This window comes from Salinibacterium sp. AL4.1 (genome assembly GCF_059767305.1).
Genome location: NZ_JBSOQK010000001.1, coordinates 1,011,601 through 1,029,339, shown reverse-complemented (window position 1 = coordinate 1,029,339; position 17,739 = coordinate 1,011,601). Strand labels below are relative to the sequence as shown.

General features: G+C 61.4%; 18 protein-coding genes. 9 read left to right on the top strand and 9 right to left on the bottom strand.

Annotation, left to right across the window (positions count from 1 at the left end):
* The first annotated feature begins 33 nt into the window (after positions 1 to 33).
* From ACWTV3_RS05055 to ACWTV3_RS05045, 3 genes are read left to right on the top strand one after another with little or no spacing between them, the layout of a single operon-like run.
* Positions 34 to 654: a copper resistance CopC family protein gene (locus tag ACWTV3_RS05055; protein ID WP_498477121.1), complete on the top strand. Its 621-nt coding sequence runs from the start codon at positions 34 to 36 to the stop codon at positions 652 to 654.
* Between the two features lie 7 nt (positions 655 to 661).
* Positions 662 to 1,234 (top strand): copper chaperone PCu(A)C, encoded by a 573-nt coding sequence (locus tag ACWTV3_RS05050; RefSeq protein WP_498477120.1) that lies wholly within the window; start codon positions 662 to 664, stop codon positions 1,232 to 1,234.
* A complete protein-coding gene (locus tag ACWTV3_RS05045; RefSeq protein ID WP_498477119.1) occupies positions 1,235 to 2,509 on the top strand; it encodes a Dyp-type peroxidase in 1,275 nt (424 codons plus the stop codon). It begins immediately after the preceding gene.
* 172 nt (positions 2,510 to 2,681) lie between these two features.
* Here the strand turns inward: ACWTV3_RS05045 and pstB are convergent, their stop codons facing one another.
* The 8 genes from pstB to ACWTV3_RS05005 form a co-directional block, all read right to left on the bottom strand.
* Entirely contained in the window at positions 2,682 to 3,461 is a 780-nt protein-coding gene (gene pstB / locus ACWTV3_RS05040) for a phosphate ABC transporter ATP-binding protein PstB (protein ID WP_197130911.1), read from the bottom strand.
* A gap of 17 nt (positions 3,462 to 3,478) precedes the next feature.
* The gene (gene pstA / locus ACWTV3_RS05035) at positions 3,479 to 4,561 is read right to left on the bottom strand and encodes a phosphate ABC transporter permease PstA (protein ID WP_498477118.1); all 1,083 of its coding nucleotides are present in this window, start codon (positions 4,559 to 4,561) and stop codon (positions 3,479 to 3,481) included.
* Positions 4,561 to 5,505 carry a phosphate ABC transporter permease subunit PstC gene (gene pstC, locus ACWTV3_RS05030; protein WP_100388326.1) on the bottom strand — a complete coding sequence of 315 codons (945 nt, stop codon included), beginning with the start codon at positions 5,503 to 5,505 and terminating at the stop codon, positions 4,561 to 4,563. Before pstC ends, pstA begins: the two co-directional genes overlap by 1 nt.
* A 146-nt stretch (positions 5,506 to 5,651) precedes the next feature.
* Positions 5,652 to 6,746, bottom strand: a complete 1,095-nt coding sequence (locus tag ACWTV3_RS05025) for a phosphate ABC transporter substrate-binding protein PstS (RefSeq protein ID WP_498477117.1) — start codon at positions 6,744 to 6,746, stop codon at positions 5,652 to 5,654.
* Positions 6,747 to 6,905: 159 nt separating this feature from the next.
* Positions 6,906 to 7,985, bottom strand: coding sequence for a phosphate ABC transporter substrate-binding protein PstS (locus ACWTV3_RS05020; protein WP_498477116.1), 1,080 nt, complete (start codon positions 7,983 to 7,985; stop codon positions 6,906 to 6,908).
* Positions 7,986 to 8,088: 103 nt separating this feature from the next.
* Positions 8,089 to 9,027, bottom strand: coding sequence for an NUDIX hydrolase (locus ACWTV3_RS05015; RefSeq protein ID WP_498477115.1), 939 nt, complete (start codon positions 9,025 to 9,027; stop codon positions 8,089 to 8,091).
* Positions 9,024 to 11,204: an RNA degradosome polyphosphate kinase gene (locus ACWTV3_RS05010; RefSeq protein ID WP_498477114.1), complete on the bottom strand. Its 2,181-nt coding sequence runs from the start codon at positions 11,202 to 11,204 to the stop codon at positions 9,024 to 9,026. The genes ACWTV3_RS05015 and ACWTV3_RS05010 overlap by 4 nt, the downstream gene beginning before the upstream one ends.
* A 77-nt stretch (positions 11,205 to 11,281) precedes the next feature.
* Complete coding sequence (locus ACWTV3_RS05005) at positions 11,282 to 12,031, bottom strand: winged helix-turn-helix transcriptional regulator (protein ID WP_498477113.1); 750 nt, start codon at positions 12,029 to 12,031, stop codon at positions 11,282 to 11,284.
* Positions 12,032 to 12,124: 93 nt separating this feature from the next.
* On the opposite strand from ACWTV3_RS05005, the gene ACWTV3_RS05000 reads away from it, so the two are divergent.
* The 4 genes from ACWTV3_RS05000 (at position 12,125) to ACWTV3_RS04985 (ending at position 14,974) form a co-directional block, all read left to right on the top strand.
* A complete protein-coding gene (locus ACWTV3_RS05000) occupies positions 12,125 to 12,379 on the top strand; it encodes a hypothetical protein (RefSeq protein ID WP_498477112.1) in 255 nt (84 codons plus the stop codon).
* A 153-nt stretch (positions 12,380 to 12,532) separates the two neighbouring features.
* The gene (locus ACWTV3_RS04995) at positions 12,533 to 13,132 is read left to right on the top strand and encodes a nitrobindin family protein (protein WP_100388332.1); all 600 of its coding nucleotides are present in this window, start codon (positions 12,533 to 12,535) and stop codon (positions 13,130 to 13,132) included.
* Positions 13,122 to 14,195, top strand: coding sequence for a CAF17-like 4Fe-4S cluster assembly/insertion protein YgfZ (ygfZ, locus tag ACWTV3_RS04990; RefSeq protein WP_498477111.1), 1,074 nt, complete (start codon positions 13,122 to 13,124; stop codon positions 14,193 to 14,195). The genes ACWTV3_RS04995 and ygfZ overlap by 11 nt, the downstream gene beginning before the upstream one ends.
* Positions 14,196 to 14,230: 35 nt before the next feature.
* Positions 14,231 to 14,974, top strand: a complete 744-nt coding sequence (locus ACWTV3_RS04985) for a phosphoglyceromutase (RefSeq protein ID WP_498477110.1) — start codon at positions 14,231 to 14,233, stop codon at positions 14,972 to 14,974.
* Between the two features lie 81 nt (positions 14,975 to 15,055).
* On the opposite strand, the gene phoU is transcribed toward ACWTV3_RS04985, so the two are convergent.
* The gene (phoU, locus tag ACWTV3_RS04980; RefSeq protein WP_498477109.1) at positions 15,056 to 15,709 is read right to left on the bottom strand and encodes a phosphate signaling complex protein PhoU; all 654 of its coding nucleotides are present in this window, start codon (positions 15,707 to 15,709) and stop codon (positions 15,056 to 15,058) included.
* A gap of 167 nt (positions 15,710 to 15,876) precedes the next feature.
* Between phoU and ACWTV3_RS04975 the strand changes: the two genes are divergently transcribed.
* Complete coding sequence (locus ACWTV3_RS04975) at positions 15,877 to 17,031, top strand: sensor histidine kinase (protein WP_498477108.1); 1,155 nt, start codon at positions 15,877 to 15,879, stop codon at positions 17,029 to 17,031.
* Positions 17,028 to 17,708 carry a response regulator gene (locus ACWTV3_RS04970; RefSeq protein ID WP_100388337.1) on the top strand — a complete coding sequence of 227 codons (681 nt, stop codon included), beginning with the start codon at positions 17,028 to 17,030 and terminating at the stop codon, positions 17,706 to 17,708. The genes ACWTV3_RS04975 and ACWTV3_RS04970 overlap by 4 nt, the downstream gene beginning before the upstream one ends.
* Positions 17,709 to 17,739 lie beyond the last annotated feature (31 nt).

Genomic DNA, 17,739 nt, shown 5'->3' with positions numbered 1-17,739 from the left:
CCCTGCGCGGTTGTGCCGAGGGCGCTTACCTTCGTGGAGCGTCTCGTCTTCCGCAATGACAACGGAAAGCTGACAACTCAGATGACGTTTGTGCGTAATTGCACGCGCGTGGTCGGGGGAGTAGCTCTTGCTGCTCTTCTCGTATTCACGCTGCCACAAACGGCTTTTGCTCACGACCAAATCATTGAGCAGATGCCAAACGAGAACGAAGTGCTTGAGGTTGCCCCGAGCGAGATCACGCTCGAATTTACGGGCGAACTCATGGACATCACTCAACTCGCGATGGTGGTGGATGCCGACGGCACCGACTGGGTAAGTGGACCTCTGCAGGTGACGCAGCGAACTGCCGTGCAGCCCCTCTTGCCGGATATGCCGGAGGGCAGTTATCAGGTGCGGTGGCGAGTGGTGTCTAGCGATGGCCACCCCATTTCGGGCAGCTTTGAGTTCGCTGTGGGGCAAGAGACTCCGGGGGCCACATTTGGGCTCGACGCGGAAGCCTCGGATGAAGGCGACACCGCGACGAGCCCGTCAGGAAATTCGACGTCGAGCGTTAGCCCGCTCGTTGTCACCAGCTTTATCGGTGCCGGTATTGGCATCGCCCTTTTTGCCGGAGCTCTCGCCACGCGATGGTTCTGGATTCGACGAAAGAAGTAATACAGAAATGATCCGCACTACACGCACCAAGAACACCGTCAGCCTGATCGCGATCCTCGCGGCAGGAGCGCTTGCTCTCGCCGGATGCTCGACCACGGCATCCACTGATAGCGACACCGATGACATGGCGTCGACGGCCACCACGCTCACCACTACCGACGCCTGGGTCAAGGCGATCGACAGCGGCATGACGGCCGCGTTCGGCATGGTCGAGAACCCCACCGATCACGACATTACGATCGTGTCGGCAACCACCAGCGCCTCCGACATGACCGAGCTTCACGAGACGCTCGAAAACGAGTCGGGCGACATGATGATGCAGGAGATTGACGGCGGATTCACGATTCCGGCCGGCGGGATGCTCATGCTGGAGCCCGGCGGAAACCACATCATGATCATGGGTGTCACTGACCCGATCCTTGCAGGCGACGACGTCACCGTCACGCTGACGCTCGATGATGGCAGCACCATCGAGTTCACGGCCCCGGCCAAGGACTACTCGGGTGCCAACGAGAACTACGAGGGCGACGACGACATGGACATGGACATGGATCACGATGACATGGAGATGAACGAATAATTGTCTGAACCAATAGAGTCCGACACCTCGCGTCGGCTCTCGCGGCGGCACCTCCTTTGGGGCGGTGCCGCTGCGGCGGGCGTTGGCGCGGCAACAGCCGCCGGAGTGAGCATCGTTGGTGACACTTCGGGATCTGTCGCGCCGACGAGCACGGGTGACGGTGCCCACATCGGCGGCACTGCGGAGTTCACCCCGCAGGAAGCCTTCGAAGGGGCGGTGCCCTTTTACGGCACGCATCAGGCCGGCATCGAGACCCCGGCGCAGTCCAATGCGGTCTTCATCGCGCTCGATCTTCTCGACAGCGTCGACGCTTCCGCTCTGAAGCGCCTCATGGGCGTACTGACGGATGACGCGGCTCGCCTTACGGCAGGCCAGCCCGCGTTGGCCGACTCCGAGCCTGAGCTCGCCGTCATCCCCGCTCAACTCACCGTCACGTTCGGCTTCGGTCCTCGCGTGGTGCAGTTGGCGGGCAAAACAGCACCCGAGTGGCTGCGTCCACTTCCGGCCTTCGGCATTGACCAGCTCGACCCGGCTTATTGTGATGGCGATCTTCTCATCCAAATCGCCGCCAACGACCCGCTAACGGTTGCTCACACTGCCCGGATGCTGCTCAAAGATGCTCGCAGCTTCGCTTTGCCGCGGTGGTCGCAGTCTGGCTTCCGTCGTGCAGCGGGAGCCGAGAATCCGGCTGCCACAATGCGCAACCTCTTCGGCCAGCTCGACGGCTCGGCGAACCCTTCACCGGGAACGACCGAGTTCAACGATGCCGTCTGGAGCACCGACGTTCCCTCGTGGATGGCGGGCGGCACGGGCTTCGTGCTGCGTCGTATCTTCATGGATCTCGACGGCTGGGACAAGATCGACCGCCTTGGTCGAGAGGAAACCATCGGTCGCACTCTCGACACCGGAGCACCGCTCACCGGCAGCGTCGAAGGAGACGAGCCTGACTTGGAAGCGAAGGATCGGTTGGGCTTTCCCGTCATCCCAGCGTTCGCCCACGTTCGTCGTTCCCTCGAGCACGAGGCCACAAACAAGATGTTTCGTCGTGGCTACAACTACGACGACACGGTGCTGACGGGCTCCGAGAGTGTCTCCAATTCGGGTCTGCTGTTTGCTGCATTTCAGGCGGATATCGATAAGCAGTTTGTGCCCGTGCAGAAAGCACTCGACACTCTCGACCTGCTGAATACCTGGACCACACCGGTTGGGTCGGCGGTCTTCGCCATTCCTCCCGGGTGCCAAGAGGGCGGCTACATCGGCGAGACCCTTTTTTAGTTTCGGTGAGCGTCGCGCGACCCGCGCGCTGCTCGTTTCCGGTGCCAAAAGCATCTGAATTCACCGCAATCGCGCAATCATTACCCGTGCACGATCGCACTGAAAAGCCCCCGGCCAGTTGGCTGGGGGCTTTTCGTTTCGTTCTACAGCGACATCGTGCTCAAGGAACTCATTACCCGAACTTGCCGGAAACGTAGTCTTCGGTTGCCTGAACGCTGGGGTTCGAGAAGATCGTGGTGGTGTCGTCGTATTCGATGAGCTTGCCGGGGGCGCCGGTGCCGGCGATGTTGAAGAAGGCGGTGCGGTCGGAGACGCGCGAGGCCTGCTGCATGTTGTGGGTCACGATCACGATCGTGTATTCCTGCTTGAGTTCCTCAATGAGGTCTTCAATGGCGAGGGTCGAGATGGGGTCGAGGGCCGAGCACGGCTCATCCATCAGTACAACGTCGGGCTTGACGGCGATGGCGCGGGCGATGCAGAGTCGCTGCTGCTGTCCACCGGAAAGGCCCGATCCGGGCTTCTCGAGGCGGTCCTTAACCTCGTTCCAGAGGTTGGCGCCCACGAGTGACGATTCGACGAGGTCATCGGCATCGCTCTTGCTGATGCGGCTGTTGTTGAGCTTCACGCCGGCCAGCACGTTGTCGCGAATCGACATCGTGGGGAACGGGTTGGGGCGTTGGAACACCATGCCCACCTGGCGACGCACGTTCACGGGGTCGACGCCGGGGCCGTAGAGGTTGTTGCCGTCGATGAGAACTTCACCTTCGACGTAGGCGCCGGGGATGACCTCGTGCATGCGGTTGAGCGTGCGGAGGAACGTCGACTTGCCGCAACCGGAGGGGCCGATGAAGGCGGTAACCGTACGGGGCTCAATCGTGAGCGAGACACCTTCTACAGCGCGAAACTTGCTGTAGTAGACGTTGAGATCATTGACTTCGATGCGCTTAGACACGAATTAGGTTCCTTCGGTTATCGACCGGTTTTGGGGGCGAAGATTTTGGCGATGATGCGGGCCAGCAGGTTGAGCGCCATCACGATCAGGATGAGGGTGAGCGCTCCGGCCCACGCCCGATCGATGTACGCCTGAGCATCGGTGCCTTGGGAGATGTACGAGCTGTAGACGAATACCGGCAGGCTTTGCATCCGGTCGCTGAACAGCGAGTAGTTGAAGTTGTTGGTGAAGCCAGCAGCCACAAGAAGCGGTGCGGTCTCGCCAATGACGCGGGCGATGGAGAGCATTACACCGGTAGTGATTCCGGCGATGGATGTCGGCAGCACAACCTTCAGAATGGTCAGCCACTTGGGTACGCCGAGTGCGAATGCGGCCTCGCGTAGTTCGTTAGGTACGAGTCGCAGCATTTCTTCGCTCGAACGCACGACGACGGGGATCATCAGCACCGACAGGGCGAGGGCTCCGGCGATTCCGACACGCACGCCGGGGCCGAAGAACAGCACGATGAGGGAGTAGGCGAAGAGGCCGGCGACGATAGAGGGGATGCCGGTCATCACGTCCACGAAGAAGGTGATGGCCTGGGCGAGACGGCCGCGACCATATTCGACGAGGTAGATCGAGGTCATGAGTCCGATGGGCACCGAAATCACAGTGGCCGCCAACGTCATCTGCAACGTTCCGATGATGGCGTGAGCCGCACCACCGCCCTCTCCGACGACGTTACGCAGAGAGAGAGTGAAGAAGTCGAGATCGAAGCGAGCCGCGCCGTTGATCACGACGGTGTACAGCAGCGAGATAAGCGGCAGGAGAGCGATAACGAACGCGAGCGTCACCAAGGTCGTTACGAGGCGATCCATGGCGCGACGGTGGCCTTCAACGAGCCGTGAGACGGTGACGAGCACGACGCCGTAGAGCACGACGCCCAAGAGCACGGCAGCGACGATGTTGAATTCGCCGTCAACCTGGCCTGCCTGAATGAACAGGAAGATCAGGATGAACGTGACGACGCTGCTGATCAGGATGAGCAGGGGAGCCCAGCGAGGCAGCTGGCCGGCGGCGTACGCGTTCTGGATGGGGCGCGCTGGTGTGGTGGTAGTCATCAGTTCGCTCCCGAGAATTCCTTGCGGCGGTTGACGATGTAGCGCGCGATCGTATTGACGACCAACGTGATGGCGAAGAGGATCAGGCCGGTCGCGATGAGCACGTTCACGTTGAGGCCGTAAGCCTCAGGGAAGCTCAGCGCGATGTTGGCGGCGATGGTCGACGGGTTCGTCGAGCTGACCACGTTGAACGTGATCACGTTCGAGGCCGAGAGCACCATCGCAACGGCCATGGTCTCGCCAAGGGCGCGGCCGAGACCGAGCATGGCGCCGGAGACGATACCGGCGCGGCCGAAGGGAAGCACGGCAGTCTTGATCATTTCCCAGCGGGTAGCGCCGAGAGCGAGCGCGGCTTCTTCGTGCAGTACCGGGGTCTGCAGGAAGACTTCGCGGCAGATGGCGGTGATGATCGGCAGGATCATCACCGCGAGCACGATAGAAGCGGTGAGAATGGTGCGGCCGGTTCCCGAGGCTGGGCCGGCAAAGAGCGGGATCCAGCCAAAGTTGTCAACGAGCCAGGTGTAAAACGGCTGCACGCCAACAGCGAGTACGTTTCCGCCCCAGAGGCCGAAGACTACGGAAGGCACGGCGGCCAGCAAGTCGATGATGTACCCGAGCGTTGCGGCGAGAGGTCGCGGCGCGTAGTGCGAGATGAAGAGGGCGATACCGATGGCGATCGGCACGGCCATGAGGAGGGCCAATCCGGCCGACCAGAGGGTTCCGAACACGAGTGGGCCAACGTAGGCCCAGAAGTTCGTGCCTTCAAGAAGAGTGGTTTTCTCGGGGTCCGCGGTGATGCCGGGAACACCCTGCAACACGAGGAAGGCCGCAACAGCGGCAAGGATCGCGAGGATCAGCGCACCAGCGGTGAGGGCTGTACCTGAGAAGAGGCGGTCTCCTGGGCGCTGCTTCGCGCGGATACGGGGGGCCGCAGTCGAGGTCATGTGTCGAGTATCCCTTATCCCTGGCGTGGCTTAGTGCGTCGTGTGGTTGTCATGCTGGTTTCTGGGCGAACGAGTTCACGTGACCCAGAGGAAAGTCTGCCCGACCCCGCTGCCAGTAGCAACGGGGTCGAAGCAGACTCAAGGTGTTACTTGATGGCGTCTACTGCAGCCTGAGCCTTCTCGAACAGAGCCGAGGAGATCGGTGCTGAACCAGCGGACTCAGCGGCGGTGGCCTGTCCCTCGTCGCTGATGATGTAGCTGAGGTAGCCCTTGACCAAGTCAACGTTGTCGCTCGAGGCGTACTCGTTGCAAGCGATCAGGTAGCTGATCAGAACGACCGGGTAGACACCCGAGGCGTCGGATGCGCGGTCGAGCTCTACAGCGAAGTCGGTCTCGCCGCGGCCTTCTGCGAAGGGCGATGCGTCAACGATTGCTGCTGCAGCTTCGGGGGAGTACGGAACGTACTCGTCGCCGACCTTGACGGCGACGGTTCCGAGGTCTCCGGCACGCGATGCGTCGGCGTAACCGATGGTTCCGGTTCCGTTGGTGACGGCGTCAACGAGACCCGAGGTCTGAGGAGCACCCTCGCCACCGAACTCGATGGGCCAGGTTTCGATCGATCCGACGGTCCAGACCGAGGGAGCAGCAGCCGAGAGGTAGTCGGTGAAGTTTGCAGTCGTTCCCGAGTCGTCTGCGCGGTGTACGGCGGTGATGCCGAGGTCGGGCAGGTCTACGCCGTCGTTCTGCGAAGCGATAGCGTCGTCGCTCCAGTTGGTGATCTCGCCGGTGAAGATTCCGGCGATGGTGTCTGCGTCGAGGTTGAGCGAGTCAACACCGTCGAGGTTGAAGATGATCGCGATCGGCGAGATGTAGGCAGGGATCTCAAGGATGCCGGTGCCGGGAACGCACGATGCGAAGTTGTCTTCGTCAATTTCTTCGTTGTTGAAGGCGCGGTCAGATCCGGCGAAGAGGCTTCCGCCGCCGATGAACGTGTCGCGTCCACCACCGGAGCCGATGGGGTCGTACTCAACCGTGACGTTCTCGTTTGCGGTCTGGAATCCAGCAACCCATGCCTCTTGAGCTGACTGCTGCGACGATGCGCCGGCGCCAACGAGCGTGCCGGTGAGGTCTGAAGCGGATCCTTCATCGCTGCCGTTGTCGGCTGCTGCTGCGCACGATGAGAGGAGGATGGTGCCTGCGATAGCAATGGCACCGATGGTGCCAAGACGCTTGAAGTTCACAGTTTTCCCTTCGGGATGTTGATTTCAGGTTTCAGGTCGGTGCGACCCAAATAGAAAACTTAGGCACGGCAGGTAGCCACCTTTACCCGGTTAGGTAAACGGGAGGTAAACGACCCGTCAACACCACAAAGAGCAGTCCCGGAATCCCGGGGATGTGAGCTATTTGATCGCCGCGACGGCAGCGCGAGCCTTCTCATAGAGGGAGTCAGAGATCGGCGCCGAACCGGCAGAAGCAGCCGCGGCCTGCTGGCCCTCGGGGCTGATCACGTAGTCGAGGTAGCCACGGATGACATCCACCCGGTCGTTCGACACGTATTCGTTGCAGGCGATGAGGTAGCTGATGAGCACGACCGGGTACACGCCGCTGGCGGTGGATGCTCGGTCGATCTCTACTGCGAAGTCGGTTTCGCCGCGTCCTTCGCCGAAGGGGGAGACGTCGACGATGGCTGCTGCCGCTTCGGGGGAGTACGAGACGTAGTCGTCGCCCACCTTCACGGCGACGGTGCCGAGGTCGCCAGCGCGCGAGGCGTCGGCGTAGCCGATTGTGCCGGTTCCGTTGGTCACGGCATCCACGACACCGGAGGTCTGGGGTGCAGCCTCGCCACCGAACTCTAGGGGCCACTTCTCGATGGAGCCGACGGTCCAGGTCGAGGGGGCTGCCGCGGCGAGGTAATCGGTGAAGTTGGCGGTCGTTCCGGAGTCATCCGCGCGGTGCACAGCGGTGATGTTGCGGCTGGGCAGATCGACGGAGGGGTTCTGGTCAACGATGGCAGTGTCATCCCACTGGTCAATCTCACCCGTAAAGATGCCGGCGATCGTGTCGGCATCGAGGTTGAGCGAGGTGATGCCGTCGAGGTTGAAGATGATCGCGATCGGTGAAATGTAAGCAGGGATCTCGAGGATGCCGGTGTCGGGCACGCACGAGACAAAGTCGGCTTCGGCGATTTCCTCGACCTTATACGCGCGGTCGGAGGCGGCAAATGCGGCACCGCCACCGATGAAGGTGTCGCGCCCTCCGCCAGACCCGATGGGGTCGAATTCGACTGTCGCGGCCACGTTCGCGAGCTGGAAGCCGCGAACCCACGCCTCTTGAGCGGCCTGCTGGGAGGATGCTCCGGCACCGATAATCGTGCCGGAGGGGCCCGAGACGTCACCGACGGGAGCGGGAACGCATCCTGTGAGAGCGAGTGCGCTTGCCATCGCGAGTGCGGTGGCGGTGCCGAGGCGGGTGAACTTCACAGGGATCCCTTCGAGAAACTGACGTGCACGTCATTCTCTCGCGAATTCGGCAAGATTTCACCGACCGGCAACCTTCGCCGGTCTCAGCGCTCCTGATCCGGCATCAGGATTGGTGTGTTTCCACCGCCACTAGGCGCACTTTCTTGGTGTCGCGCGCAAAGTGCAGTACCGAAAAATCTCCCGTACTGAGCATCGCTGCAGCTCGCAAACTGGCATCCGGTGTGGTGTGCGAAGCTTCGGCGAGAGCGCCCACGATCTGCGGGAGTACGGGGCCGTGGCTGCACATCACGATTGACTGCTGCTTCTTGAGGCGCTTCGTGACGAGAGCGGTCACGGCGGTACCGTTGCTGCGGTACGCGTCTTGGCTGAGGTCATCGGTTGCTTTGATCTCAAGCTCGGTGCGTTGCGACAGCGGCGTGATCGTGGCGAGGCAGCGGGCAGCGGTGCTGCTCAGGATGCGGTCGGGGGCAAACGCAGCGATGCTGCCGGCGATCGTGGCTGCCTGGTCTGTTCCGCGGTGCATGAGCGGTCGAGTGGCATCCGGCCCGTCCCAGGTTTCTCCGGGAACGGCTTTACCGTGACGCACGGCGATCATCGCGAAGGTGCGGGCGTTGCCGGCCTCGTAGATGGCTGCAAAGCGATCGAGAATGTCGATGTCGTGCTCGTAGCTGACCTTTTTGCGGGCCTTGGAGAGTGACAACCATTCGAGCGATGAGATCTCGTTGTTGGGCGTGAACTTGGCGCGCTCCAGAATGTGGTCGTTCACTTCGGCAGCCCAGTAGTGCACGTACTTGTCGCGGCCGTTGCCGAGCGTGTAGTGAACCTTGCCGAGTGGAACTCCGAGTTCGACGCTCAGGCCGGTCTCTTCAAGAATCTCGCGTACGGCAGTCTCGGGCAGCATTTCACCGGGATCGAGTTTACCTTTGGGCAGCGAGACGTCTTTGTGCACGGTGCGGTGCACCAGCAGCACACGAGGCTTGCCATCGACTACACGCCAGCAGACGATGCCTGCGGCAAGGACCGGTGTGGTCGCCGCGGTCACCGGCGAGCTCCGCCTCGTTTGCGCTGCGTAATTCTCTTCATAAGAACATTCTGTAGGTCATTGAGTGGTTCGCCGTCTTCCGAACGGCCGTGGCGTACCCAATCGCCTTCAGAATCAAGCCACCACGAGGCAGTGGTGTCGGCAACAGCGAGGTCGAACATGTAGTCGAGTTCCTCGATGTGTTCGGGTTCCACGATGCGCACAAGGGCCTCTACTCGACGGTCGAGATTGCGGTGCATCATGTCGGAGCTGCCGATGAAAACCTGCGGGTCGCCATTGTTGTGGAACGAGAACACGCGCGAGTGCTCGAGGTAGCGACCGAGCACTGAACGCACCCGAATGTTCTCGCTGAGCCCCGGAACTCCGGCGCGCAACGAGCAAATTCCGCGCACCACGATGTCGATCGGAACGCCCGCATTGTTGGCGCGGTAGAGAGCGTCGATGATCGCCTCATCCACCATGGAGTTCAGTTTGATCCGGATGCCCGAGGGCAGGCCGGCGCGAGCGTTCTTGGCTTCGTTCGCAATCTGCTTGACGAGGCCCTTGCGCAAATGACGCGGAGCCACGAGAAGTCGCTTGAACTTTTTCTCGATGGCATAGCCAGAAAGTTCATTAAAGAGTCGGGTGAGGTCTTTTCCGACCTGGTCGTCGGCGGTCAGCAGGCCGAGGTCTTCGTATAGGCGACTGGTTTTGGGATTGTAGTTTCCCGTGCCGATGTGCGCGTAGTGGCGCAGCTTGCCCTCTTCTTGGCGCACCACGAGCGCGAGCTTGCAGTGTGTCTTGAGCCCGACGAGGCCATAGACCACGTGCACGCCGGCCTTTTCGAGCTTGCGCGCCCACGAGATGTTTGCAGTCTCATCGAAGCGTGCCTTGATTTCCACGAGCGCGAGCACGGCTTTACCAGCCTCGGCAGCGTCAATCAGAGCCTCAACGATGGGGCTGTCGCCGCTCGTGCGGTACAGCGTCTGCTTGATGGCCAATACATCCGGGTCGGCGGCAGCCTGCTCCAAGAACGCCTGCACGCTCGTCGAGAACGACTCGTAGGGGTGGTGAAGCAGGATGTCTTTGCGAGCGATAGCCCGGAAGATGTCGGCCCGCTCGTTGCCTTCGGTGGGCATGAGGCTCGGGCTTGTGATGGGAACGTGGCGCGGGTACTTGAGCGCCGGGCGATCGATGCGGGTGAGCTGGAACAGTCCGCTGAGGTTCAGCGGGGCAGGCAAGCGGTACACCTCTTGCTCGGTGATCTTGAGTTCGCGCACGAGAAGGCCGAGCGTCACCTCATCCATGTCGTCAGTGATTTCGAGACGGATGGGCGGCCCGAAGCGGCGGTTCAGAATCTGCTTTTCAAGCGACTTAATCAGGTTTTCGGACTCGTCTTCGTCGACGTTGACGTCTTCGTTGCGAGTTACGCGGAATTCGTGGTGCGCCAGAATCTCCATGCCGGGAAACAGGGCGTCCAGATGGTTGGAGATCAGGTCTTCGAGGGGGATGTAGCGCAATTGATCGCTGCCGTCATCCGGCAATTGAACGAACCGCGGCAAGACGCTCGGCACCTTCAGGCGCGCGAACTCTTCCTTCTGCGTCTTGGGGTTACGCACCCGAATCGACAGGTTGAGCGAGAGCCCCGAGATGTATGGGAACGGATGCGCGGGGTCGACCGCCAGCGGCATGAGCACGGGAAAAATCTGGCTCGAGAAGATTTCGTCAACGCGCTCGCGGTCTTCGGGGCCGAGGTCAGACCACGACTCAATGTGGATGCCCTCAGCATCGAGCGCAGGCTTGACGCTGGTGCGGAACTCGGCCGCGTGACGCTCTTGCAGTGCGTGCGCGGCAGCGCTCAACTCTTCCAGAACGTCGGCGGGAGCGCGCCCCGTGTTGGTCGGTACGGCAAGGCCAGTGTCGATGCGGCGCTTGAGGCCGGCAACGCGCACCATGAAGAATTCGTCGAGGTTGCTGGCAAAGATGGCCAGGAAGTTGGCGCGTTCCAGAAGTGGCAGCGATTCATCCTCGGCGAGTTCGAGCACGCGTTGGTTGAATGCGAGCCAGCTCAGCTCGCGGTCGAGGTAGCGGTCGTAAATCAACGTGCCATCGTCAACGCTCGACGACTCATCGATGTCGTATTCATCGAGAGAATCTGTAGCGGAGCTGGGATCGGCTATCGCGCTGTCGTTGTCCATCTGATCATCCTGCCACTCAGTGATGAACAACTGATTAACTCGGCCCACGATGGGGAGAAAATCGGTGAGAGTGTGCCTTAGACGGCGATGCTCTCGGGCATGGCGTCGGCAGCGGCACCCGATGCACTCGCAACGGGGTCAACCGCTCCAGCATTGTGGGCCTTCTCCGCCTCTTCGGCGATGTTGAAGCAGTAGCCCACGTTACGTACGGTGCCGATGAGCGATTCGAGGTCGCCGAGTTTGGCGCGCAGCCGTCGAACGTGAACGTCGACGGTGCGGGTGCCTCCGAAGTAGTCGTAGCCCCACACTTCGCTCAGTAGCTGTTCGCGAGTGAACACGTGCCCGGGGTGCGACGCCAAGAAGCGCAGCAACTCGAACTCCTTGAAGGTGAGGTCGAGCGAGCGGTCACGAGCCTTCGCTGAATAGCTTGCTTCGTCGATCACGATTCCGGATGCGCGAATCTTCGATGCCGAACTCTCACCTTCGCGGCGCGCCAGGGCCAAGCGGATGCGGGCATCCACTTCGGCGGGTCCCGCTCCAGCAACGAGGAGGTCGTCGATGTGCCACTGGTGGTTGACGGCAGCGAGACCGCCGTCGGTGACGATCACGAAGAGCGGAACCGAGATTCCACCGGAATGTAGAACGCCGCACAGCCCTTTGGCTGCGGCAAGATTGGTGGTCGCGTCGACGACGATGAGGTCGGTAGTTGGCGCGGCAACGAGGGTTGCGGGCGCGGCGACGACTACCTCCACCGTATGACTGAGCAAACCCAGGGCGGGTAATGGATCAGCGTCGGGCGCAGAGCTAAGCATCAAGATGTGTGCCATATGGCCTCCCCACTGCGTAAAAGAGATTCTACCGTGCGCCGCCGCGCGCTCATGACGGCCCCCTAATCGTTCTCTTCTCGATACGATGGAGCAATGACTTGGCAAAAGTGGAGCGTCGTGCCCGTGTGGGCCTTGAGCCTCGTAGGCGCGGTCATTATCGGCGCGGTAGCTGCGCCCGAGTCACGGGTCACGTGGTTGGCGATTGTGCTCGCGGCCTGCGTCATCTTCACGTTTGTTGTTCAACTGCTCATTCATCGCAAAGAGGGCTTCGTGGCGCGCGCAACCGCCAGCATGGTTGGCGCCCTTGTGGTTGTGTCTGCGGCCACAGCGATTTTCGCTTTCATTTAGTGCTGCTGAGCTGCACAGGGATAGGATTAGTACATGCTTCTCGCACTTGAGCTCTTCTTTGTTGGCCTTCTGGGTCTCGCGACGCTGTCGATCGGCTACGTCTCTGTCGTCGTTGTCTACAACCTCTTTCGCGGCCAGCGCTAACCGCGCGCCATGGTTATTGAGCTCGACGCCTCCGGCCCTGCTGAACTAGCGCCACTCTCGTGGCTCGTTGGACTCTGGGAGGGCACGGGCATTGTCGATTACAAGATCGGCGACGAAACGCGCAGTGTCGAGTTTGGCCAGCGCATTAGCTTCACCCACGATGGGCTTCCGCACCTCAATTACAACTCGTACACGTGGTTGCTCGATGACGAGCAAACTCCTCATGTGACCGAGACCGGATACTGGCGCCTTCGCCGTGCCGCTACTGACGGCGACCCGGGTCCTGGGCTGTTGCCGGCACTGGGGGAGCGCCCCTTCGGTTCCGCCGAAGAAGTTGAGAAACTGCGCACCCCGAACGGTGGCTTCGAGATCGAAGCGTCCATCGTGCATCCGGGGGGCATCAACGAGTTTTACATCGGCGAAGTGACGGGTCCTCGAATCGACCTGGCGACCGACGCCGTCATGCGCACGCAAGGCGCCAAGGAGTACACCGCGGCAACGCGCATGTACGGCCTCGTCGAAAACCACTTGCTCTGGGCGTGGGATATCGCCGCTCTCGGCCAAGATTTGCGCACGCACGCATCGGGACGGCTCGCTCGTGTCGAATAGTGTGTTCGCTGCACGCCCCGGTGCCATTGGTGATCCGCCCGAGCACTATGGCAACCCTTTTGGGGAACAGCGCGCGCTCGCCGAGGGGCGTTCGGTGGTGGAACTCGCCGACCGGGCCGTTCTCACCATCACGGGACCCGACCGGCTGACATGGCTCGACTCTCTCACTACACAGTCGCTCAAGGGGCTTACTCCCGGCGAGAGCGCTGAGACGCTGCTGCTCAACCCCAATGGCCGCGTTGAACATGCCATGCGGCTGGTCGACGACGGCGAGACCCTCTGGCTGCTCATCGATGGCACGCAGCGCGAAGCGCTCGCGGCCTGGCTCAACCGCATGAAGTTCATGCTGCGCGTAGAGATCGCCGACCGCAGCGATGACTTTGTGACGATCGGCAGCTTGGGCGACGCGCTCGAGGTTCCCGCCGCCACGTCTCAGGATGTACCGCTCGTCTGGGGCGACCCGTGGTCGTCTGTCGTTCGCGGCGGCCATCAGTACGCCACCTCAGCCACGCATCCCGCCGCTACCTGGAACTACCGTGAAACCCTCGTCGCCGTCGATGCCGACCTTTCGGCCTTCGACGCTGCCGGCTCGCTCGCGTTCGATGCCCTGCGCATCGCTGCGTGGCGTCCCCGCTTCAGCTCTGAAGTCGATGACCGCACTATTCCCCACGAACTCGACTGGATGCGCTCCGCCGTGCACCTCAACAAGGGCTGCTACCGCGGGCAAGAGACCGTGGCAAAAGTACACAATCTCGGGCATCCGCCACGTCGCCTCGTGATGCTGCACCTTGATGGCTCCGAGGGCGCACTGCCCGAGGTCGGTGCCGAAGTTCGTCTCGGCGAAAAAACCGTCGGCACCGTCACCGCCTCCGCGCGCCACTTCGAACTTGGCCCGATTGCGCTCGCCGTAATCAAACGGGGAGTGGATGCCGCAGAAACGTTGGCGGTCACCTCCGACATCGGTGAGATTGCCGCCGCGCAAGAAGTCATCGTTCCCCCCGACGCCGGAGCCGAAGCAAACGTGCCCCGACTGCCCCGCCTCGGAGCCGTTACTCGCGGCTAGCAGCGGCATCCATTCATTCTCGGTACTCTTGAGTTATGACTCACACCCTGATTTTGTTGCGCCACGGCAACTCCGAATGGAACCAAAAGAATCTCTTCACCGGATGGGTGGATGTCGGGCTCACCGAGCAAGGTCGCGGCGAGGCCGCCCGTGCCGGCGAGATGATCGCTGCCTTCGACAAGCAGCCTGACGTTCTGTACACGTCGCTGCTCAAGCGCGCGATCCACACCGCCAACATCGCCCTCGCGGGTGCCGACCTCGACTGGCTGCCGGTCAAGCGTTCGTGGCGTCTCAACGAGCGCCACTACGGGGCGCTGCAGGGCAAAGACAAGGCCCAGACGCTCGAAGAGTTCGGCGAAGAGAAGTTCATGACCTGGCGTCGTAGCTTCGACGTGCCGCCGCCCGAGCTCGCTGATGACGCTGAATACAGCCAGGTGCACGAGCGTCGCTACGTCGGCATTGACGGTGAAGTTCCTCGCACCGAGAGCCTCAAGATCGTTATCGATCGCATGCTGCCCTACTGGGAATCCGACATCACGAAGGATCTCGCTGCAGGCAAGACCGTACTCGTTACCGCCCACGGCAACTCGCTGCGCGCGCTCGTGAAGCACCTCGATGGCATCTCGGATGACGACATCGCGAGCCTCAACATCCCCACCGGTATCCCGCTGGTGTACGAGCTCGACGACAACTTCATGCCGATCAAGCCCGCGTACTACCTCGACCCTGAAGCTGCCGCTGCCGGCGCCGCTGCGGTCGCATCGCAGGGCAAGAAGTAGCCTTCAGCCTCACGCACGCTTAACGCACAAAGCCCCGACGAGATCGAATCTCGTCGGGGCTTTGTTACGCGGTGACGGCTATTAGTCGTCGGCGGGAACCCAGTCGCCGGTAGCAAGATACTGAACCTTCTTGGCGATGGAGACCGCATGGTCTGCGAAACGCTCGTGGTAGCGCGACGCGAGAGTGGCATCCACAGTGTCGACCGCAGCGCCCTTCCAGGTCTCACCGAGCACCTTGTCGAACACGCTGAGGTGCAGCGCGTCGATCTTGTCGTCGTCGTTGCGAATCTCTTCGGCAACGCGCACATCTTCATGCTTGAGCAACTCAACAAGCTTGTTGGCGACCGCGACATCGAGTGCTCCGAGCTCTGCGAAGGTGGATCGCAGTGACTTAGGCACAACCTTGTCGGGGAAGCGGTAGCGAGCGAGCTGAGCGATGTGCTCAGCCATGTCACCCATGCGCTCGAGCGATGCACTGATGCGCAGGGCGCTCACTACAATTCTCAAGTCGCGGGCGACTGGTTGCTGACGAGCGAGGATGTTAATCGCGAGCTCGTCGAGTTCGGCTGCAGCCGCATCAATCTGGTCATCGTCCGCGATCACTGTTTCGGCCAGTGACACATCTGATTCATTGAATGCTTTTGTGGCGTTGTCTATTGAGACAGCCACCAGGCTGGCAATTTCCACGAGGCGATCTTGCACCTCGCGCAGTTCTTGTTGAAATACTTCGCGCACGCTATCTACGTCCCTTCGATACGGGCATGACGAAGCCCGCACGGCTTAGGCCACCCTGCCCGCGTTAGGTTAACAACAGGTGTTGGCGGCCTGAACTTTATCTGAAGTGAGCACTCGTCGCGAACTTGCGGCAAGCGGATGCTCCAGATGTAACTAATCTAGTCGTTATGGACTCTGCGTGGCTCGTGCCTGCCGCCCTCGCTTTTGGCGTATTTCTCGGCGGTGGCATGTCCTTCATCATTTACGCAGCCGCCAAGCGGGGTCAAAGAGCCGCCCACGTGGTCTCCTCCGCCGTGCCGGACGGCGTTGATCAGGTCATCGATGCGCTGGAATCCGCGGGTATCGTGCTCGATCCCTCGAATAACATCATGAAGGCATCGACGGGGGCGCTGACCTACGGTCTGGTGTGGAACCACGCTCTCGTGCATCCGGAACTTGTTGAATTTGTTGACCAAGTTCGTCGCACCGGCGAGCCAATTGCCCAAGAAGTGCACTTATCTCGTGGCCCTTTCGGTGATGCCAACATTTATCTTTTTGTTCGTGTTGCTCGCCTCGGCACGCGATACGTTTTGCTGTTGGCCGAAGATCGCACCGAGTCGTATCGCCTGGATGAGGTGCGTCGTGACTTCGTCGCCAACATCAGCCACGAGCTCAAAACCCCGATCGGCGCCGTTGGCTTGCTTGCTGAAGCGCTCGTCAGTGCTTCGGATGAACCGGATCAGGTGAAGCGGTTCGCTAAACGCTTGACTAAAGAGTCACACCGCCTCGCTCGCATTACCCAGGAGATCATCGAGCTTTCGCGATTGCAGTCCGCTGACGGCCTTGCGGAGGCTGCTCTGGTCGACATCGACAATGTCGTGTCTATCGCGATTGACCAAAACCGTGCCGTCGCGGAGTTCAGCAAGGTCACCCTGGCCAGCGGCGGTCTTACGGGCTTTGAGGTGTTCGGCGACGAAACCCTCCTCGTACTTGCTCTCGACAATCTCATCTCGAACGCCGTGCAGTACTCACCCGAAAACACGCGCGTGGGCATCGGAGTGCGTCACCGTGACGGCGCCATCGAGGTCTCGGTCACCGACCAGGGCGTCGGAATCCCCGACGACGAACTAGACCGCGTGTTCGAACGCTTCTACCGCAGCGACCCCGCGCGCAGCCGTCACACCGGCGGCAGTGGGCTCGGCCTCAGTATCGCCAAGCATGTGGTGCAGAACCACGGCGGCGACATTCGCGTGTGGTCGCAGCTCGGCCACGGCTCCACCTTCACGATTCGACTGCCCGAGATCGATCCCGACGTAACCAACGCAACAGGAGACAAGCAATGACCCGCATTTTGATCGTCGAAGACGAGGCGTCGTTGAGCGAGCCTCTCGCGTTCCTGCTGGAGCGCGAAGGCTACGAGACGACCATCGCCGAAGACGGCCTCGCGGGGCTTGCTGAGTTCGACCGCAATGGTGCCGACCTCATCCTGCTCGACCTCATGCTCCCCGGTCTTGCCGGCACGGAAGTATGCCGCGAAGTTCGCACCCGCTCGAACGTGCCCATCATCATGCTCACGGCCAAAGACAGCGAAGTGGATATCGTGGTCGGCCTTGAGCTGGGGGCGGATGACTACGTAACGAAGCCCTATTCCACTCGTGAGCTCTTGGCCCGCATCCGTGCAGTTATGCGTCGCCGCGCGGAAGACGTCGACGAGACCGACTCGGTGCTCGAGGCTGGGGGAGTGCGGATGGATGTTGAGCGCCACACGGTCACGGTCGATGGTGTCGATGTTGGCATGCCGCTGAAGGAATTTGAACTGCTTGAGCTTCTCTTGCGTAACGGTGGACGCGTGTTGACGCGCGGCCAGCTGATCGATCGAGTGTGGGGTGCCGACTACTTCGGAGACACCAAGACTCTCGACGTGCACATCAAGCGCATCCGCACCAAGATCGAAAAGACTCCATCGCAACCGAAGCTTCTCGTGACCGTGCGCGGGCTCGGGTATCGCTTCGAAGACTAAAACGCCGAGGGTGCACGCGGGCTAGCTCGAG